This window comes from Bdellovibrio sp. HM001 (assembly GCF_055397275.1).
The window spans coordinates 2,075,861-2,100,500 of record NZ_AP029174.1 but is presented as its reverse complement, the minus strand read 5'-3'; the positions used below and the strand labels follow the sequence as shown (position 1 = coordinate 2,100,500).

Below are 24,640 nucleotides of genomic sequence, written 5' to 3'. Positions count from 1 at the left end.
ACGGCATTTTATAAGAAACCAATCTGAGACAAAAAATCACCGTGGACACTTCACCACACCAAACATAAGGACATCATCGTCTACGTGGCGGCGAGATCTTTACGGAGGTCTGGGATCTCGTTATGGGTTCATTATTGTTAAGTGCCTAAGCTTCTTCGTTCAGGACCAACTGAGGCTCTTTGGTGCTGTTCCTCTTTCAAATGCGATCGGATATCGCTTTTGAGGTGGGGCGAACGTCTTCATCTGTGCGATTTTTCTCCCGATAAGTGAATTATTGTCGGGAGATCTGCACGTGTTTAACAGATATTTAATTACCATCCTGTTGTCGCTCTTTTGTTTTCCGGCTTGCTCCCTGAAAGCTGAGAGCTGGAATTTATTAACGGAGGTCATCGCAGATCCCACACAACCAGATCCCGGTGGCGACGATGGTGGTAACAACACAACGTGTGGTCCTGCGGACTGTGTCTTTCCTGTGGATGTGAATCCACCATTTTTTCATGATGATTTTAATCGCGCCAATCAATTGCTGACGACCGATCTTTTAAGTCGCTGGTGGGTCCGAGATGTATTATCGATGCCAACTCAACTGACAGACAAGCAGTTAAGTGGGGCAGCGAATTCGTCGATGATTGTTGCGAATCCAAATATTGAAGGGCTTGCAAAAGTTTATCTTGAAACATCCATTCGCATAACGGCCCCAGCCGGCAGCAAGCAGTTTCATGCCATTGTTCCCTATGCAAGAATTGAAACGGTGGGCGGGGTCCCGGATTATAATCTGGTGGGATGTGTTGTGGATTATGCATCGAATGGGGACGTCGGTTTCTATGTCGGGGACTTTATGAGTTACGCCATGGGAACATTGCCTCCGGTCCGTGTCGTGAGTTCATTCCCTATTTCTGTTGATAGCTATTTTGGCTGCGAGGTGGATCAGGCCACCAAAGTTGTTACGGCCTATGTGAATTCTATTAAAGTGGGTGAAACCACGGTGCCCGTGGTTCCTGCGGCGATGACACCGCTGATCTATTCAGTGGGACCTGCGATTGTGGCGGATAACGCCAAGGCCTTTCATTCTTTCCTGGAGGGGCGTAAACCTAATGATGGGGATTTGCAAATCTACAACACACCTTTTGCTGGCCACTATCTAGACCAGTTGTCTAACTTCACTTTGATGGGGTACTGCGCGGACAATGGCGCGACGGTGCAGGTGAAAAATCTGGGCGCGGGCGGATACCAGTCGGCAACCGCCGTTTGCAGTGGAAATCATTTTTCCCTAGCCTTGGACTTGTCTGATCCGGCCCAATTTCCCATCGGTCCCAACACAATTCGTATTGAGTATGTGGATGCCGGGGGTACGCAGGAATACTTTTGGAGCTTTAAAAATCTAGGTCAGATGCCGGTTCCGCAGATCGCGGCTCCAAGCCCGGCGGTGGGAAGCTCAACGACTGAACTTGCCTGGGTTATCCATTATCCCGATGCGGCTTCTATCAGCTTATCCGCGTCGGATGTGATGTTGTCAGGAACGGCGACTCAGGACTGCACAGTGCGTGTAGATGCGATGGATGGACAACATAAGAAAGTGGTCGTGACGGGCTGTACTGGGGATGGGACGGTGATGATTGCGATTCCGCCGGGTACGGCTGTTAATGGCAGTGGCGTCATCTTCTCGGCGGCTGGTCCTTCGACTTCTGCGGCCGTGGCCAACACTCCTCCGTCGATTGCGGTTTCAGATCCCACGCCCACCATCGGAAATTCCAGTAAAGAGTTTGTCTTTACTGTGACGTACTCAGCGGGGACAACTGTCGATTTGACAGCAGCAAAAATAACATTGATTGATGGTAACGGAGATCCACTTTCAACCTTGGGGTGCAGTGTTGCCATCACTTCAGATTCGGATGTTATCAAAAAAGTGAAGCTCACTGGATGTTCTGGGGATGCTCCCAGTGTTGGGCTGCAAGTGTCCTTGACCAGTGCCTCCAACCCGGCAGGGAACGCGGCGGCAGATGCTGTTTCTTCGTCCGGATTTGTTTTGGACAACACCGCGCCTACTTTAGCGATCGTAAGATCTAATTCAGGGGAAGGCGACGCTTCAACAAGCTTCCTTTGGGAAGTGCAAAGAAGTTGGATGGATACGGTGGATTCCAGCAAAATGGAGTTGTTCGGAACAAATCTCACAGGATGTGTTCTGTCTGGCGATCCTTGGGTTTCTGTGACCGGTTGTACGGCTTTGCTAGGTCAGGTGGGCATAAGATTGAAGGCGGGGTATGTGACGGATGCCGCCGGAAATACTAGTGCACAGGTCGACAGTCTGTCCTATGCCATTGTAAATCCGATTAAAGTCTCAGTGGCCTTTGCGCAGGAGTATGTTGATAAGACGTCAGGTGCCACCACCCATCAATTGAATTTTACTTTGGATAGAATCTCTACGACGCCGGTGCAGGTTACCTACGACACTCTGCCCGCGTTTTCGAAGGCACAGGTGGGTGTGGATCATAATCTTCCATTGACGGGTTCTGTGACGATCCCTGCGGGATCGCTCAGTGCCAGCATTTCTTATCAGCACATCAACAGCGTCGGCAGTAAGATCTTGCAGGTTGGAATTTCCCAGGCGGATGGTGCTGGGGTGAATGTTAACGTGGACAAACAAATTGCCCGGCAGTTATTGCATGATCCGGCCGCTGACAGTGGATTTAAAAGTATTGCGATGGGATGGACCTCAGCCTGTGGGGTGACCAAAGGTGGAACGATCAAGTGTTGGGGTTTTTATCGTCCGGTGACAACTGTGGATGCGGGGACTTCGTATAAAGAGATCCATGCCATCAGTGCCAACACGGGCGGGCCTGGAGGCTTTGTTGCCTTGGCAGAAGATGGCACTGTCACTGGGCTGAGCTCGGATGGTTCCTATTTGAATAAAGGGGCGATGGAAACCGGGCCTGGAGGGTATAGATTCTCAAAGATCGTGCAGAACTGTGGTATCACTGCAAGCTCCCTGAATGGCACTCCGGATGGATCTTTCTATTGCAATGGAGGTATTGTTGATCCGGGAACAACTTACCTTGATGTTTCAATAAGTGATGAAGGTCGCATGTGCGGTGTCACCAGCGCCAATGTCTTGAAATGCCAAGGATCTTCGTGGGCCTTTGAAGATGCGGATCCTGGCAACCTTTATGACTCCGTCGAGAGTGTCTATGCGTCGTCGGCCTGTGCAAGACGCTTGGATGGAAAAGTTTACTGTGGTTTTGGGGATAGCAGCTATTCCTCTCCATTCTATATGAATTATGCTGATAATAGCAGTCACTTCAAGCTTGATATTGACGGGAACGGCTGTGGGTTTGATGCCGCGGGGAATTTGAATTGCCAGGGGACGTATTTATCTTCGACGTATTCCCCCTATGACTCTTACAAGTACTCCGCTTTTGATTTTGGCCGCTATACCATGTGCGCCATTGAAAGTGTGACCGGGCTGTTACGATGTCGCTATTCTTACTATATCCTCTCATCGAAGTGGGGAAATGCCGAAGGAGCCTTGGGGGATCCTCAAGGGGACATTCTGCGCAGTCCTGTGGTGGCCTCTCATAGATCCTTCCAGGCTGTGGCAGCAAATATCGACAGTGTTTGTGCGCTGACGGACACTTCAGAAGTCTATTGCTGGGGTTCCAAGGCATGGGGAAGATATTTGAATGCGCCGCTGAAGTCCGCCGTTGGCAGCTTCACGCAAGTGGCGGGAAATTTTGCTTTGCGTGATGATGGAAAGATCGTGGGTTTGGTTAAGGAAAATCTGAATAATATTCCTTTGGATTCGACCAAGACCTACACCAAGGTTTCCAGCAACTGTGCTCTGACGGCCAGTGGGAAAATTGAAATTCTTTATCCTGGAAACAACAACGCCACAGCGGTGGATGTGATAAGTCCAACGGCGACCTATAAAGACATCAGCTGCAAAAAGGGTGGTGCGGCCGCGTTGACTCCAGACGGGGATCTTGTCTATGGCTTTATGGTGGGGAACCCCGGAATAGCAGTGACTTTAAATGAAAAATTTAAATCCGTGGATGCCTACGCTGTTAGTTGGTCGGGTGGAACGATTTACGGAATCACGGAAGCCAACAAATTGGCCTACTATAGAACATCTGATGGTGTGCAGGCGCAATGGGATCCCGGCGTGGATTACAAGAAAGTTTCTGCTGGTTACAATCACGCCTGCGCCATTACGGTCGCTGGTGTCCTGAAGTGCTGGGGGGATAATTCTGTGGGGCAACTGGGGGACGGGACAGGAGTGAACTCAGCAAGTCCTGTGGTGGTTGATGCGGGCACCACCTACAAGGATGTCGCTGCGGGAGAATATTACACCTGCGCGGTGACAACGTCGAATGTCCTGAAATGCTGGGGCAGCAACTTGAATGGATCAGCGGCTTTGGGTAGTACGGGATATAAGACGCCGACCTTTATTGTTCCTCAGTAAGGCTGTGAGCCAGAGCGACGATCTCGCCGAACTGTTTGTAGACGTTGATATAGATGCCTTGGTCGTTGCACCGAACCGTGTGTTCGGTTGCAGGCTCAGTCGAGGCGCGCGTTGTTTTCGATGCAATTCCCACCACATAAAGTCTGCCGTCAATTCGGGCAAAGGCCGGGCCACCGGAATCACCCTGGCAAATTCCTTTGCCTTGAGTCTGATCCACGCGGAAACGGGTTCCATTCAACGAGTACTCTGCAATGGAAAGCTCTGTGGTGCGAAGGGTGTTGCCACCATCACCGGAGGCATCCGCCCAGACGCCATTGGTGCGACCATACCCGGCAGCAAGGATGTGTTTAAGGGAGACCGCAGGTCGGTCTAGCAAGGGCGTGATAAGGATGTCGTCAGGTAGTTGTTTCTTCAATTTTATTATTCCAAAGTCAAAGTCCTGATTGCCGTCTTTGTACAGCTTGTGAGTCACAAAGGTGTCTTCAGCATAGGCCAGGTGTTTGCCATTGCTGTCTTTGTATTCAACCGTGCGCAGATATTTATCCGGCTTCATAAGGCAATGTGCTGCTGTCAGGACCAGTTGACGGTTTAAGGCAATACCAGTGCACTGAAAGACGTCATTCATTTCCACCGGTTGACCATTAATTATTTCAATTCGCGTGTTGTAGTAGGTTCGGATGCTGACAACCCTTTGCGAAAGCTCGTTTGTAGGGGCAACGACCGAACCACCGATAATTCCCTGGGATTCAGAAACAGCCAATGCCGGACCCATTAAGCTTTGTGGGCTTTCCTGGCAGTTTATCATCAGAAGTGAGAGAAGCACTAAGAGTCTTTTCATGGCGTCCTAAGGCATTAACAGCCCCAATTCTAAGTGTGCGATCTTTGTGCCGGGAACGGAGGGGGTGGGTGAGCGCTATAGCCCTTCTGGCGCCCGGATCCTGTCGAAGTTCTGATCACAGGCGGGCGCTGACCGTCCCCAGAAATGTCACTGGGTGACGGATTTAAGTGAAGTTATTTCCCGGCGGGCCTCACAAGTCCAATTCTGTTAAGGGTGAATCCTGGCAAGGATCTTGTATTTGCCTTCGACGACGAGGAGAAGTGATGGATAAGCAACCTGTTCGTTTGTTATTTGCGATCACCGCCTTGATCTTGGCAGGGTCATCTGCTGCGAAAGCACAGATACCAGCTCGTGCCGGTATGGTGGCGACTCAAGATCAGAGCTCGATAAATTATCTGATGGCTGTGGACAGCCTCAGTGTGGCGTCTATCCGTGAAGCCCTGTTAAGTCTGTGGGAGCACGGCTTGAACCCATCGGCTTATTGGGGTGACGAGTTTGAACAGTCTTATCTTCGCGGAACATTGGAATCTGATTTTGATTATCGCCAGATTCTTGGGATGTATGTCAAAGCCCTGCGTGATGTGCACGGTGGCAGTGTCAATCCTGTGGGCTTGGCTCCTGATATTAAGTTAAAAAAGAAAGATTTCCTCAGCGCGGAACAACTGCGTTCGATTGTGATTGGCAGTCAGGGCAGTGCCCGCACCGTGGTGGAAAAGCTGGCGCCGCAGATGCCAGTGTATCAGTCTTTAAGATATGCTCTGCAAAGACTTTATCCCATGCTGCAAACCGGGCAGTGGGAAACTATCACTCCGGCTAAAAAGCCATTGTCGTTGGGGAAACGAGATCCGGTGATCATTAAGCTGAAAGAGCGTCTGCGTCTTCTGGGGTATCGCATCGATAGCGTGAACGATGTTTTTGACCAGGATATGCTTATTGCAATCAATGATATTCAATTGAATCTGAAAATGAAACCGGATGGGGTGATTTCTCCGGGCGGGCGCACATGGAGATTCTTTGGTGTTTCTCTTGTGGAACGTCTTCGTCAGCTTCAGGCGGACATGGAACAGTTGCGCTGGTTGCCGCAGACGTTGGAAGATCGTCATATTTTCGTGAACACGGCGTTTTCACATTTTATGATGATCGACAAAAAGAACAATGTTTCCATGAGCTTCAAAGCCATTAACGGGACGGCGGAAAGAAAAACACCCACAATGCGTGATCGTATCACATATTTGGTGATGAATCCGACATGGACGATCCCGCCAACGGTCTTTTTGAACGATAAAGTCGAAATTCTGAAGAAGCTTGATGCCAAGGGAATTCGTAAGTACTTCACGGACAACCGTTTTGAAGTTTTCACTTCGGACTTCACCAAAACCATCGATCCGACGACGATCAACTGGAAGTCGATCAAGTCCTCTAGCGTGAACTTCTATATCCGGCAGAAGCCGAGCTATAACAATGCCCTGGGAGTGGTGAAATTCATGATGACCAATCCTTACGCGATCTATCTGCATGACACCAATCAAAGGGACTTGTTCGGTGAGGCTCAGCGTTTGCGCAGCTCTGGTTGTGTCCGATTGGAAAAACCATTGGATCTGGCGGAATACCTTCTTGCCGGCACGCAATGGTCCCGCCCGCAGATTGAAAACTTCGTGGTTAAGGAAGGCCAGACCGTGGATCGCGAAACGCGTGTGGATCTGAAAGAACCAATGCCGGTATATTTAGTACCTGTAACTTCACAAATGAACTCCGATGGTGTTATTCGTTTTGTTGAAGATGTTTATGGACATAATCAGTTGATTTTATCACAAGTGAAAGGATTGGGACGGTAACTATGGGAAAATATCTTTTGGCTTTAAGTCTTTTTGTATTCGCAGGTTCGGTTTCTGCCACGGCGGGAGCCTCCACAAGCACGGGCGCTGCGGCGGCCTCACAGTTCTATATCACGGGTGTCATAGAACACGTTGAAGCCATCGAAAATGAAGCCATGGTCAAAGTGGCTGGTGTGCAGAAACTTTTGATTATTAAGAATTTGATGAGCTTCCCTGAAGCGAAACTGCACATTCTTGCAGAAAGTCAGGAAACTCGTGTGCCGTTAAAACTAAAGGTCAATGGCAGCAATCATATTCTTGACGTAATTTTGTAAGCACAAAGCAGAAACGTTTGTTTCTGCTTGTTGTATTATAGCGCAGAACTTGGTTGATCTCAGTTCATTAACGAACGACACTTGAAGCTTGTTTCGCCTCAACCTTCAAGTGGTGACATATGTTGATGTATTGGGTGATACTGTTTTTTTTATTAGCTCTGACTTCACGTTTGCTGTTGAAGTTGCCCCCAGTCCTGTGGCGAACACTGTTCGCCCTTCCTTATCTTGGCGCCCTTAATGAAAGTTTAAAACCTTTTGTTCAACAATCCTGGCCCTTTCCTCGGGATGGTCTGAGTGATTTCTTCGCCTGCATTGTGGCAGGGATCGGATTGTGCGTCAGTATTTATGCTGGAACCTATTTTAAGTCTTATGAAAGGAAGAGATTCTTTCCGTTGTTCTTTGCCTTTACTGGATCCATGCTGGGGGCGCTTTGGGCAGACAATATCTTTTTGTTTTACGGCTTTTGGGAGGCCACAGGAATTTGCTCCTTTCTTTTGATAGGTTTTAAATATACGGACTTTGATGTTCGTAAAGGGGCCAAGCAGGCTTTGATCATCAACATTGCTGGCGGCTTGTGTCTTTTATTGGCTTTACTGATCATGGCTCAGATATCAGGCAGTCATTCGCTCCTTGAAATTCTTTACGCCAAAAGAAGTCTTATGCGGGACAACAACCTATTGATGTTGATGATTCTGTTGGCCGCTATGATCAAGTCTGCTCAGTTTCCCTTTCATTTCTGGCTTCCTGGGGCGATGGTCGCTCCAACACCGGCCAGCGCATATTTGCATTCAGCCACAATGGTGAAGTTGGGTGTTTTTTTGCTGGCGCGTTTTAGCCCCCTCTTTGATCAGAACATGGATTGGGTCTTTATTCTTAGTCTGGTCGGTGCGGTGACCCTGATCTGGGGGATGATTGTTTCGCTGACCAAAAATGATCTTAAGCAGCTTTTTGCCTGGACCACGGTGAGCTCCTTGGGAGGAATGTGCATTCTGGTCGGCTTGCATGTGTCGTATTCATGGAAGGCCTTTTTTTCTTATGTGCTGGCGCACTCATTTTACAAAGCCAGCTTGTTTCTGTGTGTGGGGAATATCGATAAGCAATTGGGCGGTCGCAGGATGGAGCATGCCTCCGGACTGATCCGGCGCATGCCGCTGACCTCTTTGGCATTGTTGATGGCTTTGGGATCTATGATGGGGCTTCCCTTCAGTATGGGTTTTTTGGGGAAAGAGTATTTGTTTAAGTCAGCTTTGCAGCTGGAAGGGGCGGGTTCATTGTTGGTGGTGGCTTTGCTCGGGGCCAGCATCCTGTCCATCGTGGTGGGTTATCGTCTGATTTTACTTTTGTTTCGCAGGCCCACAGACAGCCGCCGTTTGAAGGAAGCCCCTGCCAGCATGTGGTTTCCGCCATTGTTATTGGCTTCGGCTGGCTGGATTTCAGGCTTCTTTTTGGATGATATAAATAAATACTTTCTGAGCCCCGTGGTGTCCTCGATCGTGTTACAGCCCGTCGATCTGAATCTTGAAATGTGGACCGGAATCAATCTGGCGTTGGTGTTGAGTCTGGTGTCTTTGATGTCCGGAATATTTCTGGCTCTTCGTTATTCCGGGACCATGACCAAAGTGGCTGTGTGGTTGAAGAAAATTTTAAACCCTTCGCCACGGGTGGGGATTGTCGGAAGTCTTTCCAAAAAGCTGATAGATCGGCTGCAAAACGGCAGATTAAGTCATTACCTGCTCTGGTTTCTGGTGCCTGGGTTTCTGGGGCTTTCCCTGTGGGTGCCACCTCCGACAGAAATTTTTGCGTTCCATCCAAAGGGGCTTTCCTATCTGCAGATGATTCCCTTTGTGATTGTGCTCATGGGACTTTTGCCGATGCTTTTGAGTGTGCGGCCTCTGATGCAGATTATCGGCCTGGGAGTGCTGGGGTTTGGTGTCAGTTTGTTCTATCTTAGTGCGGGGGCGACGGACCTGGCCATGACTCAGATGGCGGTTGAGGCCTTGTCGGTGCTGTTGCTGACCTTGAGTCTTGTGTTTCTGCGCTCGAACCCCTCGGGGTTTAGCTGGTTTTACAAATTGGCTCGATCGGTGATCACAGCCTGCGCTTTTTTGGGAACCCTTCTTTTGTGTGCTCTTTTGCGTGAAGGCAAGATGCCATCTCGAGTCGCTGAGTTCTTTAATGAAAACGCCCTGCCTCTGGGGCGAGGACGCAATGTCGTCAACGTCATTCTGGTGGATTTCCGCGCGTTGGATACTTTTGGAGAAATCACGGTGCTTGGGATTGTTGCTGTTGGAATTCACTTCTTGTATCTGCGTAAACAAAAGTTGTCGATGACATTCCAAGAGTCAGCAATTCTGACCACCTCGATGAAGGTGTTTGCCCCGCTTTTTGCTTTGATATCATGGATTGTGCTGTTGCGCGGGCACAATGCCCCTGGCGGAGGGTTTATTGGGGGGCTGGTGTTGGCAGTCTCGTTTGCTTTCGCCGCCCTTGTGATGGGTGAGGAATGGATGCGACGTTGGCTGGTACTTAGACCCATGACCTGGATGGGCCTGGGCCTGTTGTTGGCTTTCAGTGCTGCGGTTTATCCGGTTCTGCGGGGCGAGGTTTTGATGAAATCACATTGGTTTGATCGCATTGAATGGTTGGGGACCCCGTTGATCTTTGATGTGGGTGTTTATTTGTTGGTTCTGGGGCTGGGAACAAGTTTGTTTCTTTCGTTCTTCAGGAGGGATGTGTGATTGATTTTTTGTCGTTAAGTATCGCCTCACTGATGGCTGGAGGACTTTGGCTGCTGCTGTCCCGCGACTGGCTGCAGATGGTGATGGGGCTCAGTGTGTTGGGGCATGGAGTGAATTTATTTATTCTCACCGCAGGTGAAGGGAAGGCCACGGACCCTTTGCCGCAGGCGTTGATACTGACGGCGATCGTGATTGGATTGGGGATGACGGCCGTTTTGCTGGCGCTGGCCTGTCGAGGTTTGAAAGTGTCCCGATCGCGCGACGCGGATTTTCTGCCGGAGGAAACAGAATGATTGCAGCCCCGGTGTTGATCTCATTTTTATGTGCCTTGATCACACTGATGCTTCGTCGTTGTTCTTTGGCGCTGCTGGGCGTGTCGTTCTTGGGAGGGGCCTTCAATCTGACAGCCACAGGGGTCATTCTTTGGCGCGTGTGGGAGCAGGGGCCCCAGCGTCTGCAAATTGGAAACTGGCCGGCTCCTTTTGGAATTTCCTTCGACGTTGGATTGCTGGGAGCCCTGATGATGGCAGGCAGTGCGTTGGTGGCCTTTTGTGGGCAGTGGGCCATGCAATCCCTGTTGGGGCGCCGTTGGGAAGTGCTGGGCGTTTATTCACTTTTTCATTTTCTGATGATGGGTGTCTATGGGACCTTTGCCACGGGGGATCTGTTCAACTTGTATGTTTGGTTTGAAGTTTTACTGGCGGCCTCCTTCTTTCTGGTGGCTTTAAGCCGACAGCGGACTTCGGTGACGGGCAGTTTTAAGTATGCCGTGATCAGTATCCTGTCTTCAGTGGCCTTTTTGTTGGGGATCTCATTTGTCTATGCCGCCATGGGCAGTCTGGATCTGGCCGACATTGTTCGCCAGCAGCAGGTGCAGGGACAGAGTCTGGCTATGATCATGGGGTTGTCGTTTTTGGCAATTGCGTTTTTGGTGAAGGCGGCGGTCTTTCCTTTTTTCTTTTGGTTGCCGGCTTCTTATCCGGTGACGCTGACTCCGGTGGCGGCTGTGTTTTCGGGTTTTTTGACCAAGGTGGGACTTTATTCTGTTTTGCGTGTGTTAAGTCCGGCTTTTACCTTGGGTGACAGTGCAAAGCTTTTGCCGTTTTTCTATGGCCTGGCTTTGGTTTCGATGGTGTTGGGTGTGTTGGGCGCACTTTCCCGAGACAACATGAAAGGTATACTGGCATTTCACGGGACTTCGCAAATGGGTTACATCCTGCTGGGTCTTTCTTTGGGAGGACAGGCGGGGGTTGCGGCCTGTGTGTTTTATCTATTGCATCACATGATGGTGAAAACAAATTTGTTTTTGTCGTTGGCTTACATGGAAAAAGTGGGTGGCACGAGTATGGTGTCGGAATCGGGAGGCTTGTGGGAAGCACGCCCCTGGCTGGCCGGACTGTTTGCTCTGTCAGCGTTGTCGCTGATCGGGGTGCCGCCTTTTTCTGGCTTTTGGGCGAAGGTGTTAACCCTGCAAGCGGCTTTGGCAGACCAACGTTGGCTGGGTGTCTTTGCATGTTTGGGGGTTAGTCTGCTGACTTTAATGTCGATGCTTAAAATCTGGATTGGAGTTGTCTGGAAAAGAGCTGCACGGGACCTGCCTGAAAAGGATGCGGTCCGTGTTCGCTGGGTGTTGCTGCCATTGGTGATTTTAAATGTCGGCATCCTGGCGATGGGCCTGGGATACCCTCATGTGAAGAAGGTGGTGGAAAAAGCGGCCCAGGAACTTTTAGCTGACAGGGGGGCGCCTTGAAGAAATTGATTTTAAGTTTCGAAGTGCTTCTGCAATTTATGGGGCACTTTGTGATTGCCGTTATTCAGGTGGCTTCGTGGGTGTTCAGGCCGAACAGTAAAATGAAGCCGGCCATTGTGCGCATGCAGGTCGAAATTAAAAATCAGTGGGGATTGTGGATTCTGTCGTTGTTCATTTTTTTGGTTCCTGGATCGATGATTGTGGATATTCGACGCGATAAAAAGCAGATGTATGTTCATTTTTTTCATACGGACGATCCCGATCAGTCGATTGCTTACATAAAAGAGGTCTTTGAAAAAAAGTTGCGGATAATCTTCGGTGAAAGGGGAGACATGTCATGATTATTGTTTTCGTGGGTCTTTTGGCCTTTTCTTCTGTTTGTACGATGATCCGTTGTCTGCGCGGTCCTGACTGGACAGACCGAATCATGACCTTTGATCTATTGAATAATATCCTGGTGGCGGCGGCGGCTCTTTATGCCATCTATGAAAACAATCCCGATGTGGTGACGTTGGTGCTGGTGTTGGCGCCTTTGTCATTTGTATCCAATGCCATCATGGCATTTTATCTTGAAAGGCGAAAGGAGTCCTGATGAGCCTTATTGTGACCTCCCTGCTTTTAATGGGGTGTCTTTTGATTCTTCTGGCCTCGGTGGGCAGTCTGAAATTTCCAGACACCCTGACCCGAATGGCGGCGGTGTCGAAGGCGTCGACCTTGGGAAGTGTGGTGTTTTGTCTGGCGGCTGCGATACACTTTCAAAAAGTGTCATTGACGATCTTGCTGGGTTTGGCGGCGCTGGTGTTGTTTATGGGAATCCCGGTGTCTTCGCATCTGCTCAGTCGTTTGCGTCTGCGAACAGCCGGGAAATATCCTCTGCAGACCCAAAGAAACGACTACGAAACAGACGGCCCCTAAGAACCGTCCGTCGGGAACGCGATAGTCCCAAGCTAGTCAGCTGTATTTTGGCGGGGAGTGATGGAGATTTGCAGGAAATCCAAAGGCTCCGGACCGTCATTCTTAATTTGCAGAGAAATGCTGTCTTGGACCTTCAAGGCGTCGCCGGTTGAGACAGTCAGATTTTCAGTGGTCATTGTTCCGTGCGAAACAAAAAAGAAAGTGGTTTGTCCGACGGTTTGTACGGTTTGTTCCGAGCCGGCCGGAATATGTTCATGCACCATCGTGGCCATAAAACTTTCACGATGATAAATCAGCCCCAGATCGCGCACCGGCCCCGCCAGCAATTTGCATTGAATTTCCTCTTCTCCGGCAAAGGCCACCGGCATATGCCGCAGCAACGGCCGGTCATTCAGAAGCAACCCTTCACCCTGGAAGACGGCCAGCAGACGGTCATACCCAGGAAAAAGTGAAAAGGGACTTGCCGCTTCGACACGGGCTGAACTCAGTCGCCACAAATAGGGCAGATCCCGTCCCGGAAGCAGATCAATTTGATCCGTCATTCCCTGACCGTTCTTCCAGGGCATGGATACAAACTCGGAAGACTTTATCACTTGCAACATGAGCGCTCCTTGGGAAAAGGTGAATCTTCAGTAAAATAGCTACTATCAGATGGTAAGCCGACGAAATCTCAAAATAAAACTTAAAATAAATAAACCAAAGGTTTGGTTTTGCACTTAAGCTAGTTCATTACGGCGCCGAAATGTTTAGTATCAAGGACCTACTGGAGAAGCTAAAGTATGTCAGCGGTTAAAGAGCTCAAAGTGATCAAGAAGAGACCTGAAGTTAGAAACACTCCGGACCAACAACAGGACCGGGAAAATGGAAGGCAACTTCTTGAGACTTTGCTCAAAGGCATGGTCGATTTTCCAGAAACCATTGAGGTCAGCTTTGAGGTCGGAGATAAAACCACCGTTTACAAGGTGGAATGCGACCAGAAATGCCTAGGACAGATCATTGGTGCCAAAGGCAAAAACATCACCGGAGTTCGCTCTGTGATGGCAGCCACCTTGGCTCGTAAGGGCATTCGTGCGGTGGTTGAAATTCCTTACTTCTGTGTGGATGTATAGTGTCTCTTTAGCGCTGCCAGCGTTGTTGGTAGCTGACACTGATGGTGTTTGACAGCGTCGAGTTGACGGGATTCCCCAGCAGACTTTGATCGCTGTAGACCACTGTCAGAGCCGACTCTTGCGACAGCATATAACTGCCAGAAACTCCCCAGGTGAAGTGTTTTTGATTTTGCCCATCAGAAGAGGTGGAGCCGCGAATACGGATGGCCTCTTCGTAAAGGAAGGAAACGCTGCTGCCTAAGCGCAGGTTTTCTTTATTCCAGCCCAGTCCCACACTCTGTGTCGTGCCCCAGCCGGGTGTAACGGTGGTCTTGCCATTGTAGGCACTGCCTTCTGCTGTCCGCTCAAAGGATTTATGAATTTCTGAGCTGAAGTTGGCATCCCACACGCGCCAGGTTTTTACCAAGGCGACGCCGCCCCCTAAGGAAAGAAAACCACGGCCACGAATTTTGTTGGAAGTCGTGGCCTCTTCATCATAGATGGAAGGGGCCGTGGGCAGGGTTATCTGCAGGAAGGTCACGCCCCGGGGTTTCCAGCGGGAATACTGCAGCTCTGGGAATGTTTCATGTCCCAGATATAAAGAGACATCCCCCACGCCGGAGGCTGAACTGTGAAGGCGGTCTTTTTTTGCAATGACTGGAACAGAAAGTCCGGCCTGCCAGGTGTCTGCCAAAAGCAAGGCGCTTTCGATCTTCAGGGTCTGTGACTGGTTGCCGTCGTCTCTTTTCATCCACTGACCACTGCTTAATACATCATCGGTGATCTCTGAATATGAATAGGTGGAAGTCACCTGAGCCTTGTCATCACCCAAAATCAGCGCGGGAAAAGAAAAACTTCCCCCGCAACAGCTGGCCGCCTGGGTGAAGGAGCCCCAGGAAAGAAAAATAACAAGAAAAGCTGAAGCAGCTTTAATCATGGCACCATCAGCGGAACAAAGACCTGATCCACGGTGGTGGATTGGTTTTTCAGGCTCACGCGCACTTCCCATTCACCAGGCATGACAAAGTAAACACGGTGAACACGGAACTGACCCTGGCCTAAGTCTTCAATTTTGACCGGGGCAGATCCGTGTCCCATAGATGGCATCCACAAAACCACAGACAGATTTGCCGCCGTGATTTGTGGTGAATTAAATTTCAAGGTGAATTCAGAGTAGTCCGAGCTGCTCGGAGTCGTCAGCCACTGCATTTCCGCGCAAACACCGGCTTTGGTAAACTTCAGCAGGCAGGTATCTTCGGCCTGAGTGCCCTGAGGCTCTTGCAGGTCGTTAGCTGAAATATAGTGAGGCTGCGCGCACGCAGACAGACTGAATAGAAGGATGAAAGGAATCAGTTTTTTCATAAGTTCTCCGCTCTTTGAATATAACAACCAAGGGCTCGCCCTTCTTTGTGCCGGGGCGTTTTGCTCGCCTGAAGATCTTCAAGCACTTCCTTCAGATAATGTTTCTTTGCAGAGGGACCAACATGACTGTCGGTGACGCCCCCCTGATAAACGATGTCTCCTGTGGAATTAAAAACATAAACATGGGGGGTCTTCAGGGCTCCCAGCTTGTCGGCCCAATGACTGCGGGAATCTGCGAGCACGGGGAACGTCAGATGGGCATCCTGGAAGTGGGCCTTGGTGATGTCAGCATCTTCGTCTGCATTGGAATGGATTGCCACGAATTTGAAAGTCTTAAACTGCTGACTCAGATCCTTCAGCAGTCCTTCGTGGCTGGCTGAACAAGGGCATTTGGCGGACATGAAGACGACGACCGTGGCCGGGGATGAGGCGAAAGCGAACTCCTGGGATTCTCCGGTCAGGACATTCCTTCCCGTTAGCACGTCAATCTTCTCTGCGGCCGAGGTGCCCAGGGAAGTAAGAATCAGAAAGACAGAAACCAGTATTTTGCTCATGCGCCGTTTCTAACACAAAGCCCTTTGGGGATATATGCCACAAAAAGTTGCGGGATTAAGGGCGGATTTGTTTGTTGTGCGTTGCGTATATATGTGAATCCGTCGTGCCAATTCTAAATGGATTTCTATAAACTTTTTCTATGTTTAGAAAACTTAGAGAGTTCAGAAATCGTTTTGTTCAATACAAAAAAAGCGGTCAGGTTCATAGTGATCTGGATGTCCTGTTGGCATCAGCCCAGGAACAGAAGCAGCTGGAAGACCGCTTGCAGTGGTTGGTTCGTCTGCTGCAGTGGGTGCGCTACGAGGGGGCGGTGGACGCCCATATCGAAAAAGAAACCGGACGACTGCCGGTGGCGCGTTTGCGCTATCTCTTGATGGTTTTGGATCGCAATCCCAATTGGAAGAAAGAAGTCGCCGTCATTTTGCGAACGGTGGTTCATGAGGTCAGCGGTCTGGAATTATACACGGAAACCGGCCTGCCACGTGAATTGGGGCTGTGGAGTGAGTTGTCTGACCGTCTGATGATGAAGATGCTGCCGACGCCACCTCTGGATCACGAGTTGGGCTATCTGTTCTGGGCCCTGTTCCCGGAAAAAGACGACCCGGTGTGGATTTCCTCCATCGATAATGTGACCTTCGAAAAACTTGTCGACTTGTTCCACTATGAAGTGGGGCCTGAAGAACAGGACTGGAATCGTTTCAAGATCGATCTGGAAGATGCGTTGGTATATCTGGTTATTCAGGTTCGGGCGATTGGCTTGTCTCCGGCCATTCGCAATCGTCTGGACAAACCCAACTTTCGTGATTCGGCGTTCTTTGCCCTGGTGCGAGGCCTAGAGGAGTTCGTGAATGCCTATCATGCCGGAGACCGCAATCTGACCCTGGAAAAGGCGTCCCGCTTTCGCATGATCGTGTGGGAGTGTCGCCGTGAGCTGGCACAGGTCCACAAGCACCTGGATGAATACGGAGTCAGTGTGGATCTGGTCTTCCAGATGGCACGCCTGAGAACTTATTTGCAGCGTATCGACAGTCTGCTTGAAATTCTTCTGAATGAACGTTTGGACACGAAAAAAGTGACAAGCTTTCTTTCCAAACTGGTCGAGGAAAATCAGGATCTGCGCAGTATTTCCTCGTTGCTGTCACAAAATATCTCCTTGCTGGCACGCAAAGTGGTTGAGCGGGCGGCAGAGACCGGAGAACACTATATCACCCGAACCAAAGATGAATATCGTCACATGCTTCAGGCGGCCGGTGGCGGCGGGGCTATAACGGCGCTGACAGTTTATGCCAAGATCGGCATTCTGGCGCTGGGGCTGTCTGGTTTTATGGAGGGCTTCCTTGCCTCATTGAACTATGCCTTAAGTTTTGTGGCGATTCATCTGGCTGGCTTCACCCTGGGGACCAAGCAGCCTGCCATGACGGCTCCGGCGCTGGCGGCAAAGATGCAGGATGTGGACAGTGAAAAAGGCATGAATGAGCTGGTCACAGACATCACGCATTTGATTCGCTCGCAGGTGGCGGCCATTGCCGGAAACGTGATGTTTGTCGTGCCATGTGTGATTCTGATTGATGCGGTTTTCAATCTTCTTTTTGGCGGGCATTTGATGTCGCTCGAAAAAGCGCAGTATGCGTTTAAGTCCGTGGATATTTTAGGGCCGGCTGTTTTGTATGCGGGATTCACCGGCATTCTTTTGTGGATGTCCAGCCTGGTGTCGGGATGGAGCGATAACTGGTTTGCCTTAAATTCCCTGCGTAAGACCCTGGCGCGCAGTCCGACGCTGAAAGCGGTTTTCGGCAAACGCGGGGCCCGCGGTATTGCCGTCTTCTTTGAAAAGAACATCTCGGGCCTGGCGGGGAATATCTCGCTGGGGATCATGCTGGGGATGACACCGGAAATTTTAAAGTTCATCGGTTTGCCGTTGGACATCAGGCACGTGACCCTTTCGTCCGGCACTCTGGGAGGAGCCCTTCCGGTTCTGGGGCTTGATTTTATGAAGACCTGGGATTTCTGGAGAGCGGTCATCGGCATCTTCTTTATCGGGGCCTTCAACGTTTTGATCAGCTTCGGCATGGCTTTGTGGGTCGCAATCAAAGCCCGCGGTGTCCAGCCTCCGCAAAGAAAAGCCATCCGCCAAGCGGTGGTGAAACGTTTCTTGTCCAGTCCATTAAGCTTCTTCCTGCCCGTGGGGGCTAACGTGCCTAAGTCCTCTAGTGGAAGTCATGGTCACTGATGACTGAGGTTTCGGTTGTGATTCCAGCCTTCAATGAAGCCCAGCGTCTGCCGGAAACCCTGCAGGCGCTGAAAAGGCTGTGCCTGAATAAGGAACTGCCGGTGACTATTTCTGAAGTGCTGGTGGTGGATGACGGCTCGGTTGATTCTACTTCCCGCGTGGTCGAGGAGTTTGCGCGTGACTGGAGTTTGTTGAAGCTACTGGGGTTTTCACAGAATCGGGGCAAGGGGGCCGCGGTTAAAAAGGGCCTGATTGAAGCATGTTCTGAATGGGTGCTGGTTGCTGATGCCGACATGGCAACACCGTGGGAGGAGCTGCGCAAACTGCAGTCCTTCATGCCTCAAGCGGATTTGATCATGGGCTCGCGTGCCTTGCCACAAAGTCAGATCGAGGTGCGGCAGCATTGGATTCGTCAGACCATGGGGAAGACCTTCAACAAGATTTTGCGCCTGTTTGTGGGACTTCCCTATAAAGACACCCAATGCGGATTCAAACTTATTCATACGAACGATTTTTTTCGTCAGAAGGTTCTGCCACAGTTGAGTGTGGAGCGCTTTGCCTGGGATGTTGAGCTGATTCTGGTCATGGAAAAGTTTCGTCTGAAAGTGCAGGAAGTTCCGATTCGTTGGCAGCATAAGGAATCTTCCCGTGTTCATATCGTGCGCGACAGTCTGGAAATGCTTTTTGCCATTCGAAAAATGCGTCGTCGTTTGCGAAATATCAAATAAGTCGTTTTGCTTTTGTGCCCAAGAACTGCTCAGGAACAAAAAAGCAACGCTGCAGCGGGTCATTTACTCTGATTTAATATTAGGCAGCTCAGCTTCAAATAAATGATGGCAACTATAAGCTTTATTAATAGTAAAGGCTGCTGTGGTCCTAAAATTGAACTGGGGTTCCACTTTGGAACTACAGGTGCCATGACAGATTTTTTCACTTTTTTGTGTTCAAAAAAAAGTGCAAGTGGTTCCAAAAGAGTACTTGATAAATCTTTCAAGCTGAAATGAAGTGCCTACCCATAGAGGACTTCAATAGTTGAAGTCCATGGATATGGGGGGATTTTAATGAAACTCAACGTGTTTGCACTTATTGTATCAGTGCTGTTCGCGACATCAGCTCAGGCAGAGCGCGTACTCGTGATCATGAAAGACCAGGCGTCTTTCAACAAAGCCCACATGGCTTATAAGATGAAGGGGTCTTATGCAGCTAAAGGGATCGACTTGGGTGTTCAGTCTCAAGCTGTAGGTCAACTGGAAGACAGTCTTGCTAACTTGAATACACTTATTGTTAACACTTCCAGCGAAGCTCAAGTTGAAAAACTAAAAGCTAATCCTGCAGTGGCATACGTTGAGAAGGAAATCTTCCACGAAGCTCCAGCTCCAGTAAAAGGTTACCTGGCGCAAAGACAACAATCCCAAAAATTGGGTCAAAAAACTCCATGGGGTATCCATGCAGTTAAAGCGACTGAAGCTTGGTCAAAAGCTAAGCGCGGTTCCGGTGCTCGTGTTCTAGTTTTGGACACAGGTATCGATGCTGCTCACCCATCTCTGAAAGTTAACTTCGAAGCAGGTAGAGACTTCACTGACGCAAGTGATGGTTCTGACTTCACTGACCTTGTTGGTCACGGTACTCACGTAGCGGGTACTATCGCGGGCGCTTTGGATAAAACTGGTTTCACTGGTGTGGCTCCAAAAGCTAAGATCCTGGCAGGTCGCGTGTGCTCTGAGCAAGGTTGCTCCAACATCGCTATCGCTCAAGGTATCAACTGGGGTATCCAGGAAAAAGTGGACGTGATCTCCATGTCTTTGGGTGGCGCTTGGTCCACTCCTGCTGAAAGAAATGCAGTTGCAGCAGCTGACCGTGCAGGTATCACTGTTGTGGCTGCTTCTGGTAACAACGGGACAAACCGTGTTTCTTATCCAGCGGCTCTTCCAACTGTGATCGCAGTTGGTGCAGTAGATGTGAACTTGAAAAAAGCAGACTTCTCTCAATACGGTCCTGAATTGGCTGTAGTTGCTCCGGGTGTTGCGGTTGTTTCTTCCGTACCAATGGGCACAGGTCGTGAGTCTTCTGTTGAAGTTTCCAACGGTCAGAAAAAGGTAAAAGTAGCTTCTTCTACATTCCAAGGCGCGAAAGAAATTTTGACTCCAGAGACGAACGTTTTGGTTCCTGCTGGCCTGGGTAAAGTTGAAGATTTCGCGAAAGTGGATGTTAAAGGCAAATTTGCTTTGATCTCTCGCGGTGAAATCAACTTCTCTGACAAAGTTAAAAACGCGATCAAAGCAGGTGCTGCTGGCGCGATCATCTACAACAACGCTCCAGGTTTGATCCAAGGTGCTTTGACTGACGATGGTTCTGTTCTTCCAATCGGCGTGTTCATGATTGAGCAAACTGTTGGTCAAGAGTTGTTGCGTGTTATCGGCACTGGTAAGCAAGTAACTGCTACTTTGCAAACTGTAGCTACTGACTATGCTGCCTTTGACGGTACATCCATGGCGACTCCTCACGTATCTGGTGTGGTTGCTTTGATGAAAGCTGCGAACAAGTCTTTGACTGGTGCTCAAGTAAAAGAAATCTTGAAGCGCACTGCAACGCCACTTTCTCCAAACTCTGCTAATGAGCTTGGCGCAGGTATCGTAAACGCAGAAGCGGCTGTTCAAGCTGCGATCGACGCGAAGTAATTCGTATCTAGAAAAATGACATTAAAAAACGGCTTCCTGGAAACAGGAGGCCGTTTTGCTTTTGAGGGGCCCCACCGAGCCTCAAGGGCTCCCAGGGCGCTCTCCCACGAAGGATGGCTCGCCCCAGCTTTTCAGAGGCCGTGCATTGGCGCAGCGCTTCTGCAAAAGTAAGCAGGTACCTTTTGGGAAAAAGTAGGCGCATAGTTAGTATATATGCAGCATTTACCCGCGATGATTCACGACCTGGCCCTGATTCTTGGGACAGCCGGCTTGGTCACTTTACTGTTTAAAAGACTCAATCAACCTATCGTTCTTGGATATCTGGTTGCCGGCTTTTTGGTGGGACCAAAGACATCTATTTTTCCGACGGTGATAGGTGTTGGCAGTATTAATCTGTGGGCAGAGATCGGTGTGATCTTCCTTCTTTTTGCCCTTGGTTTGGAGTTCAGCTTCAAAAAGCTAATGCGTGTAGGGGGCTCTGCCAGTTTTACGGCTGTGTTTGAAGTCTCTTTGATGATCCTCTTTGGGTATACCACCGGGCAGATTTTGGGGTGGTCCGCGATGGATAGCTTGTTCCTGGGCGGGATTCTGTCGATCTCATCGACGTCCATTATTATCCGCACTGTTGAAGAGCTGGGCTTTAAGAATCTGAAGTTTGTCGGCATGGTATTCGGTGTCCTGGTGATCGAAGATCTGGTGGCTGTTCTTTTGATGGTCCTACTCACCACGGTGGCCTTGACTCGGGATTTTTCGGGAACCGAGATGCTGGGGGCGGTTCTAAAACTGGCCTTCTTCCTGTCTATCTGGTTTGTGGCGGGTATTTTCCTGCTTCCAAGTTTCCTGAAAAGAGCTCAAAAGCTTTTGTCAGAAGAAACCGTTTTGGTGGTGGCCGTGGGGCTTTGTCTCATGATGGTGGTTTTTGCCAGTAATGTTGGGTTTTCTTCGGCATTGGGAGCCTTTATCACAGGGTCAATTTTGGCTGAAACGATCGAAGGTGAACGAATTCATCATTTGATTGCGCCGATTAAGAATTTATTTTCCGCAGTCTTCTTCATTTCTGTCGGCATGCTGATTGATCCGCAGATTATCTCCATTTATTGGAAGGAAGTTCTGCTGCTTTCTGCGGTCGTGGTTGTTGGTAAAACTTTAAGTGTCACCTTAGGGTCGGTGCTTTCCGGGCAGACACTGAAGTCCTCGGTGCAATCGGGAATGAGTCTGGCGCAAATTGGTGAATTTTCCTTTATTATTGCTACTTTGGGGCTGAGCCTTAAAGTTATCAGCGAAAAGATTTACCCGATCGCCGTGGCCGTTTCTGTGCTGACCGCCTTTACAACGCCTTATATGACCCGTTCTGCTGACAGGGTCTATGGTTGGCTGGAAAAGGTGTTGCCTGCAAAAGTGATCCATTCCTTGGACAGTTACAGTGTGATTTCTTTTTCCATGGCGGGGAACAAGGAGTGGCGCGAACAGGTGCGCGCTTACGTGCTGAAAGTGCTTCTAAATGCCGTGGTGGTTATTGCGGTCTTCCTGACCATGGCTCGGGTGTTTTTGCCGTTTCTATTAGAACGCCAGATCGCAGAAGGTCCGGCGAAGTTTATATCTTTAAGTGCAACCTTGATTTTAAGTGCTCCATTTCTTTGGGCTTTGGCATTCGGTCGTACAAGACAGTTTGAAGCCTTGTTGGTTGGTCAGGGAAAGGGCAGTCACAACTATGTCTTCCTGGTGTCGCGAATCATGCTTGCCGTTGGTTTGTTGGGGGCCATGGTGGCGCAGTTTGTTCCACTGATGTGGGCGGTGGCTATCACCCTGTGGATGGTCGTGGTTGTGGGGTATGTTCTGTCGCAGAAGCTTCAGGACATCTATCATTGGTTTGAACGTCGTTTCCTGACAAACCTCAATGATGAGGTTCAGAAAACTCATGCCCGCAAAAACAACCGGGCCTTGGCGCCATGGGATGCGCATATCACGGAATTTGAAATTCCACCGGAAGCCCCGTATGTCGGTGTGCCTTTGCATCAGTTGTCTATTCGAGAAAAATACGGGGTTACGATTGCTTTAATTGAACGGGGACGCCGTCGGGTCACGGCCCCAGGGCGAAAAGAATGTCTGATGCCTTATGATCATGTGTTTGTGATCGGCACTGATGCGCAGTTGATCCAGTTTAAGACCTTTATCGAAGACGAACTGCCGGCACCTTCCGGTCAGGCGGAAGCTGAGTACAGCCTTGAGCAGTATCTGCTGACGGATGCGTCTCCGTTTATAAATAAAACCATCCGGGATTGCGGTTTGCGTGAGGCAACCCACGGGCTTGTTGTCGGTATCGAACGTGAAGGTGGGCGGATTCTAAATCCGGACTCCAGTGTCACCTTGTGCCGTGGGGATGTTCTTTGGATTGTGGGCGATCGCGATAAGATTCTGCAGCTGACCTAAATCCGCCAGCGCAGCAGAGTCTTCAGGGCGTTCATTTTAAAGCTGCTGTAAGGTGGATACATAATCCGAAGCATCTTGCCAAAGAAGGACTGCTTCAGGACGGCCTTTTCATGGGAAAAGGTCTGAAACCCATGCCAGCCATGGTAACTTCCAATTCCGCTGTGATTGACACCACCAAAGGGAAGATGGGGGTTCACAAAATGAATCAAAGAGTCATTAAAGACCAGCCCACCAGAGCTGGTTTCTTTTAGAATTCTTTCCGAGTTCATTTGACTGTGTGAATAGAAATACAGGGCCAAGGGTTTGGGGCGTTCATTGATAAAATGTATGACCTCTGAGATCTCTTTAAAGGTCATCATCGGCAGAATTGGACCGAAGATTTCCTCTTGCATGACTAAAGAGTGCGGATCTGCTTTATCCAGCAGCGTGGGGCTGCAATAGTGTTTTTCCGGTTCACAATGCCCGCCAAAGATGATTTCGGCCTTCTTGGCAACGGCATCGTCAATCAGGTTTTTTAAGCGCTGAGTATGGTTCATCGAGGCCATGCGTGCCAGATCCGGGCTGTCCTGAACCTGCTCTGCTGAAGATCCGTAAAACTTTTGAATCGCGGCTATAAGATGACTTTTAAAGGATGATGCCACGGACTCATGCACAAAAAGATAGTCGGGGGCCACACAGGTTTGGCCGGCATTGATGAACTTGGCCCAGGCAACTTTTTCGGCGGCCACCGCGAGATCTGCCGTTGCATCAATAATCGTCGGGGACTTGCCCCCCAGCTCCAAAGTCACACTGCTCAGATGTTTGGCGGCAGCCTCCATGATGATTTTTCCCACGCGGGTGCTGCCGGTAAAAAAGATGTGATCAAAGGGAAACTTCAAAAGTTCCTGAGTCGTTTCAGCGCCACCTTCCGACACAAAGACATGTTCAGTGGCAAAAGCCGCTTCGGCAATTTTTTTGATGACCGAGCTTGTGTGACGAGTTAGTTCAGAAGGTTTAAGGATGGCGCAATTCCCGGCAGCAATGGCCGAGATCAAAGGAAGAAACACCAATTGAAATGGATAGTTCCAGGGGCCGATCAAAAGGCATACGCCTCGCGCCTCAGGCTGGATGAAGCTTTGGCTGCCAAACAAGGTCCATGGGGTTTGCACCCGGCGAGGGCCGGACCAGGATTTAAGATTTTTGCGGGTGAAATGAAGTTCCTTCAGGACCGGATAGATTTCAGAAAGCAGGGTTTCAGCTTCAGGTTTGTTGAAGTCCTTTTTTAGGGCTGCAATGATTTCTGCTTGGTGACTTTCGATGGCCTTTTCCAGGGCCTCCAGGCTTTGAATGCGGGTCTTCAAGGACTCACTGCGAAGCTTCAGGGCATACTGCTTTTGATGAAGAAAAATTTTTTCCAACATGCCTCCATGTTAGAACACTGGCTAAAGGAGGCAACGTTTAAGTTGGCAATG

The 24,640-nt window shown here is 49.7% G+C and carries 20 protein-coding genes; 14 read left to right on the top strand and 6 right to left on the bottom strand.

Going from position 1 to position 24,640, the window contains the following annotated elements:
* The first annotated feature begins 292 nt into the window (after positions 1-292).
* On the top strand, positions 293-4,456 hold the full coding sequence (locus tag ACZ5ZZ_RS10140) for a hypothetical protein (protein ID WP_464139211.1): 4,164 nt from the start codon (positions 293-295) through the stop codon (positions 4,454-4,456).
* On the opposite strand, the gene ACZ5ZZ_RS10135 is transcribed toward ACZ5ZZ_RS10140, so the two are convergent.
* Positions 4,440-5,294 (bottom strand): S1 family peptidase, encoded by an 855-nt coding sequence (locus ACZ5ZZ_RS10135; RefSeq protein WP_464139209.1) that lies wholly within the window; start codon positions 5,292-5,294, stop codon positions 4,440-4,442. The genes ACZ5ZZ_RS10140 and ACZ5ZZ_RS10135 overlap by 17 nt on opposite strands.
* A gap of 263 nt (positions 5,295-5,557) precedes the next feature.
* Here ACZ5ZZ_RS10135 and ACZ5ZZ_RS10130 point away from each other — a divergent pair, with 263 nt between their 5' ends.
* The 8 genes from ACZ5ZZ_RS10130 to ACZ5ZZ_RS10095 all read left to right on the top strand — a co-directional run bounded on the left by ACZ5ZZ_RS10130 (position 5,558) and on the right by ACZ5ZZ_RS10095 (position 12,846).
* Positions 5,558-7,129: a L,D-transpeptidase family protein gene (locus ACZ5ZZ_RS10130; protein WP_464139207.1), complete on the top strand. Its 1,572-nt coding sequence runs from the start codon at positions 5,558-5,560 to the stop codon at positions 7,127-7,129.
* 2 nt (positions 7,130-7,131) lie between these two features.
* Positions 7,132-7,443: a hypothetical protein gene (locus ACZ5ZZ_RS10125; RefSeq protein WP_464117083.1), complete on the top strand. Its 312-nt coding sequence runs from the start codon at positions 7,132-7,134 to the stop codon at positions 7,441-7,443.
* 119 nt (positions 7,444-7,562) lie between these two features.
* Positions 7,563-10,181, top strand: a complete 2,619-nt coding sequence (gene mbhE, locus ACZ5ZZ_RS10120; protein ID WP_464139205.1) for a hydrogen gas-evolving membrane-bound hydrogenase subunit E — start codon at positions 7,563-7,565, stop codon at positions 10,179-10,181.
* Entirely contained in the window at positions 10,178-10,474 is a 297-nt protein-coding gene (locus ACZ5ZZ_RS10115; protein ID WP_464117081.1) for a sodium:proton antiporter, read from the top strand. The genes mbhE and ACZ5ZZ_RS10115 overlap by 4 nt, the downstream gene beginning before the upstream one ends.
* Positions 10,471-11,931 carry a complex I subunit 5 family protein gene (locus ACZ5ZZ_RS10110; protein WP_464139204.1) on the top strand — a complete coding sequence of 487 codons (1,461 nt, stop codon included), beginning with the start codon at positions 10,471-10,473 and terminating at the stop codon, positions 11,929-11,931. Before ACZ5ZZ_RS10115 ends, ACZ5ZZ_RS10110 begins: the two co-directional genes overlap by 4 nt.
* Positions 11,928-12,272: a Na+/H+ antiporter subunit E gene (locus ACZ5ZZ_RS10105; protein ID WP_464117079.1), complete on the top strand. Its 345-nt coding sequence runs from the start codon at positions 11,928-11,930 to the stop codon at positions 12,270-12,272. Before ACZ5ZZ_RS10110 ends, ACZ5ZZ_RS10105 begins: the two co-directional genes overlap by 4 nt.
* Positions 12,269-12,523 (top strand): MrpF/PhaF family protein, encoded by a 255-nt coding sequence (locus ACZ5ZZ_RS10100; protein ID WP_464117078.1) that lies wholly within the window; start codon positions 12,269-12,271, stop codon positions 12,521-12,523. Before ACZ5ZZ_RS10105 ends, ACZ5ZZ_RS10100 begins: the two co-directional genes overlap by 4 nt.
* Positions 12,523-12,846, top strand: coding sequence for a cation:proton antiporter (locus ACZ5ZZ_RS10095; RefSeq protein WP_464139202.1), 324 nt, complete (start codon positions 12,523-12,525; stop codon positions 12,844-12,846). Before ACZ5ZZ_RS10100 ends, ACZ5ZZ_RS10095 begins: the two co-directional genes overlap by 1 nt.
* Before the next feature lie 32 nt (positions 12,847-12,878).
* On the opposite strand, the gene ACZ5ZZ_RS10090 is transcribed toward ACZ5ZZ_RS10095, so the two are convergent.
* Positions 12,879-13,448, bottom strand: coding sequence for a HutD family protein (locus ACZ5ZZ_RS10090; protein ID WP_464130921.1), 570 nt, complete (start codon positions 13,446-13,448; stop codon positions 12,879-12,881).
* Between the two features lie 177 nt (positions 13,449-13,625).
* On the opposite strand from ACZ5ZZ_RS10090, the gene ACZ5ZZ_RS10085 reads away from it, so the two are divergent.
* Complete coding sequence (locus ACZ5ZZ_RS10085) at positions 13,626-13,955, top strand: KH domain-containing protein (protein WP_464117075.1); 330 nt, start codon at positions 13,626-13,628, stop codon at positions 13,953-13,955.
* A gap of 7 nt (positions 13,956-13,962) precedes the next feature.
* On the opposite strand, the gene ACZ5ZZ_RS10080 is transcribed toward ACZ5ZZ_RS10085, so the two are convergent.
* From ACZ5ZZ_RS10080 to ACZ5ZZ_RS10070, 3 genes are read right to left on the bottom strand one after another with little or no spacing between them, the layout of a single operon-like run.
* A complete protein-coding gene (locus ACZ5ZZ_RS10080) occupies positions 13,963-14,871 on the bottom strand; it encodes a serine protease spb1 (protein ID WP_464139201.1) in 909 nt (302 codons plus the stop codon).
* The gene (locus ACZ5ZZ_RS10075; RefSeq protein WP_464117073.1) at positions 14,868-15,296 is read right to left on the bottom strand and encodes a FixH family protein; all 429 of its coding nucleotides are present in this window, start codon (positions 15,294-15,296) and stop codon (positions 14,868-14,870) included. The genes ACZ5ZZ_RS10080 and ACZ5ZZ_RS10075 overlap by 4 nt, the downstream gene beginning before the upstream one ends.
* The gene (locus ACZ5ZZ_RS10070; RefSeq protein ID WP_464139199.1) at positions 15,293-15,850 is read right to left on the bottom strand and encodes a redoxin family protein; all 558 of its coding nucleotides are present in this window, start codon (positions 15,848-15,850) and stop codon (positions 15,293-15,295) included. Before ACZ5ZZ_RS10070 ends, ACZ5ZZ_RS10075 begins: the two co-directional genes overlap by 4 nt.
* Before the next feature lie 140 nt (positions 15,851-15,990).
* On the opposite strand from ACZ5ZZ_RS10070, the gene ACZ5ZZ_RS10065 reads away from it, so the two are divergent.
* From ACZ5ZZ_RS10065 to ACZ5ZZ_RS10050, 4 genes are all read left to right on the top strand, one after another.
* Entirely contained in the window at positions 15,991-18,081 is a 2,091-nt protein-coding gene (locus ACZ5ZZ_RS10065) for a site-specific recombinase (RefSeq protein ID WP_464130917.1), read from the top strand.
* Positions 18,081-18,809, top strand: a complete 729-nt coding sequence (locus tag ACZ5ZZ_RS10060) for a dolichyl-phosphate beta-glucosyltransferase (RefSeq protein ID WP_464139198.1) — start codon at positions 18,081-18,083, stop codon at positions 18,807-18,809. The genes ACZ5ZZ_RS10065 and ACZ5ZZ_RS10060 overlap by 1 nt, the downstream gene beginning before the upstream one ends.
* 333 nt (positions 18,810-19,142) lie before the next feature.
* Positions 19,143-20,759 carry a S8 family serine peptidase gene (locus ACZ5ZZ_RS10055; protein WP_464117069.1) on the top strand — a complete coding sequence of 539 codons (1,617 nt, stop codon included), beginning with the start codon at positions 19,143-19,145 and terminating at the stop codon, positions 20,757-20,759.
* Between the two features lie 213 nt (positions 20,760-20,972).
* Positions 20,973-23,189, top strand: a complete 2,217-nt coding sequence (locus ACZ5ZZ_RS10050; protein WP_464139196.1) for a monovalent cation:proton antiporter family protein — start codon at positions 20,973-20,975, stop codon at positions 23,187-23,189.
* Here ACZ5ZZ_RS10050 and ACZ5ZZ_RS10045 read toward each other — a convergent pair.
* Complete coding sequence (locus ACZ5ZZ_RS10045; protein WP_464139194.1) at positions 23,186-24,589, bottom strand: aldehyde dehydrogenase family protein; 1,404 nt, start codon at positions 24,587-24,589, stop codon at positions 23,186-23,188. The genes ACZ5ZZ_RS10050 and ACZ5ZZ_RS10045 overlap by 4 nt on opposite strands.
* Between the last annotated feature and the right edge of the window lie 51 nt (positions 24,590-24,640).

Excerpts from the sequence above, each read along its gene's own strand:
- ACZ5ZZ_RS10135 (WP_464139209.1), bottom strand. The coding sequence starts at position 5,294 with ATGAAAAGACTCTTAGTGCTTCTCTCACTTCTGATGATAAACTGCCAG.
- ACZ5ZZ_RS10130 (WP_464139207.1), top strand. The coding sequence starts at position 5,558 with ATGGATAAGCAACCTGTTCGTTTGTTATTTGCGATCACCGCCTTGATC.
- ACZ5ZZ_RS10125 (WP_464117083.1), top strand. The coding sequence starts at position 7,132 with ATGGGAAAATATCTTTTGGCTTTAAGTCTTTTTGTATTCGCAGGTTCG.
- mbhE (WP_464139205.1), top strand. The coding sequence starts at position 7,563 with ATGTTGATGTATTGGGTGATACTGTTTTTTTTATTAGCTCTGACTTCA.
- ACZ5ZZ_RS10110 (WP_464139204.1), top strand. The coding sequence starts at position 10,471 with ATGATTGCAGCCCCGGTGTTGATCTCATTTTTATGTGCCTTGATCACA.
- ACZ5ZZ_RS10100 (WP_464117078.1), top strand. The coding sequence starts at position 12,269 with ATGATTATTGTTTTCGTGGGTCTTTTGGCCTTTTCTTCTGTTTGTACG.
- ACZ5ZZ_RS10095 (WP_464139202.1), top strand. The coding sequence starts at position 12,523 with ATGAGCCTTATTGTGACCTCCCTGCTTTTAATGGGGTGTCTTTTGATT.
- ACZ5ZZ_RS10090 (WP_464130921.1), bottom strand. The coding sequence starts at position 13,448 with ATGTTGCAAGTGATAAAGTCTTCCGAGTTTGTATCCATGCCCTGGAAG.
- ACZ5ZZ_RS10085 (WP_464117075.1), top strand. The coding sequence starts at position 13,626 with ATGTCAGCGGTTAAAGAGCTCAAAGTGATCAAGAAGAGACCTGAAGTT.
- ACZ5ZZ_RS10080 (WP_464139201.1), bottom strand. The coding sequence starts at position 14,871 with ATGATTAAAGCTGCTTCAGCTTTTCTTGTTATTTTTCTTTCCTGGGGC.
- ACZ5ZZ_RS10075 (WP_464117073.1), bottom strand. The coding sequence starts at position 15,296 with ATGAAAAAACTGATTCCTTTCATCCTTCTATTCAGTCTGTCTGCGTGC.
- ACZ5ZZ_RS10070 (WP_464139199.1), bottom strand. The coding sequence starts at position 15,850 with ATGAGCAAAATACTGGTTTCTGTCTTTCTGATTCTTACTTCCCTGGGC.
- ACZ5ZZ_RS10065 (WP_464130917.1), top strand. The coding sequence starts at position 15,991 with ATGTTTAGAAAACTTAGAGAGTTCAGAAATCGTTTTGTTCAATACAAA.
- ACZ5ZZ_RS10060 (WP_464139198.1), top strand. The coding sequence starts at position 18,081 with ATGACTGAGGTTTCGGTTGTGATTCCAGCCTTCAATGAAGCCCAGCGT.
- ACZ5ZZ_RS10055 (WP_464117069.1), top strand. The coding sequence starts at position 19,143 with ATGAAACTCAACGTGTTTGCACTTATTGTATCAGTGCTGTTCGCGACA.
- ACZ5ZZ_RS10050 (WP_464139196.1), top strand. The coding sequence starts at position 20,973 with ATGCAGCATTTACCCGCGATGATTCACGACCTGGCCCTGATTCTTGGG.
- ACZ5ZZ_RS10045 (WP_464139194.1), bottom strand. The coding sequence starts at position 24,589 with ATGTTGGAAAAAATTTTTCTTCATCAAAAGCAGTATGCCCTGAAGCTT.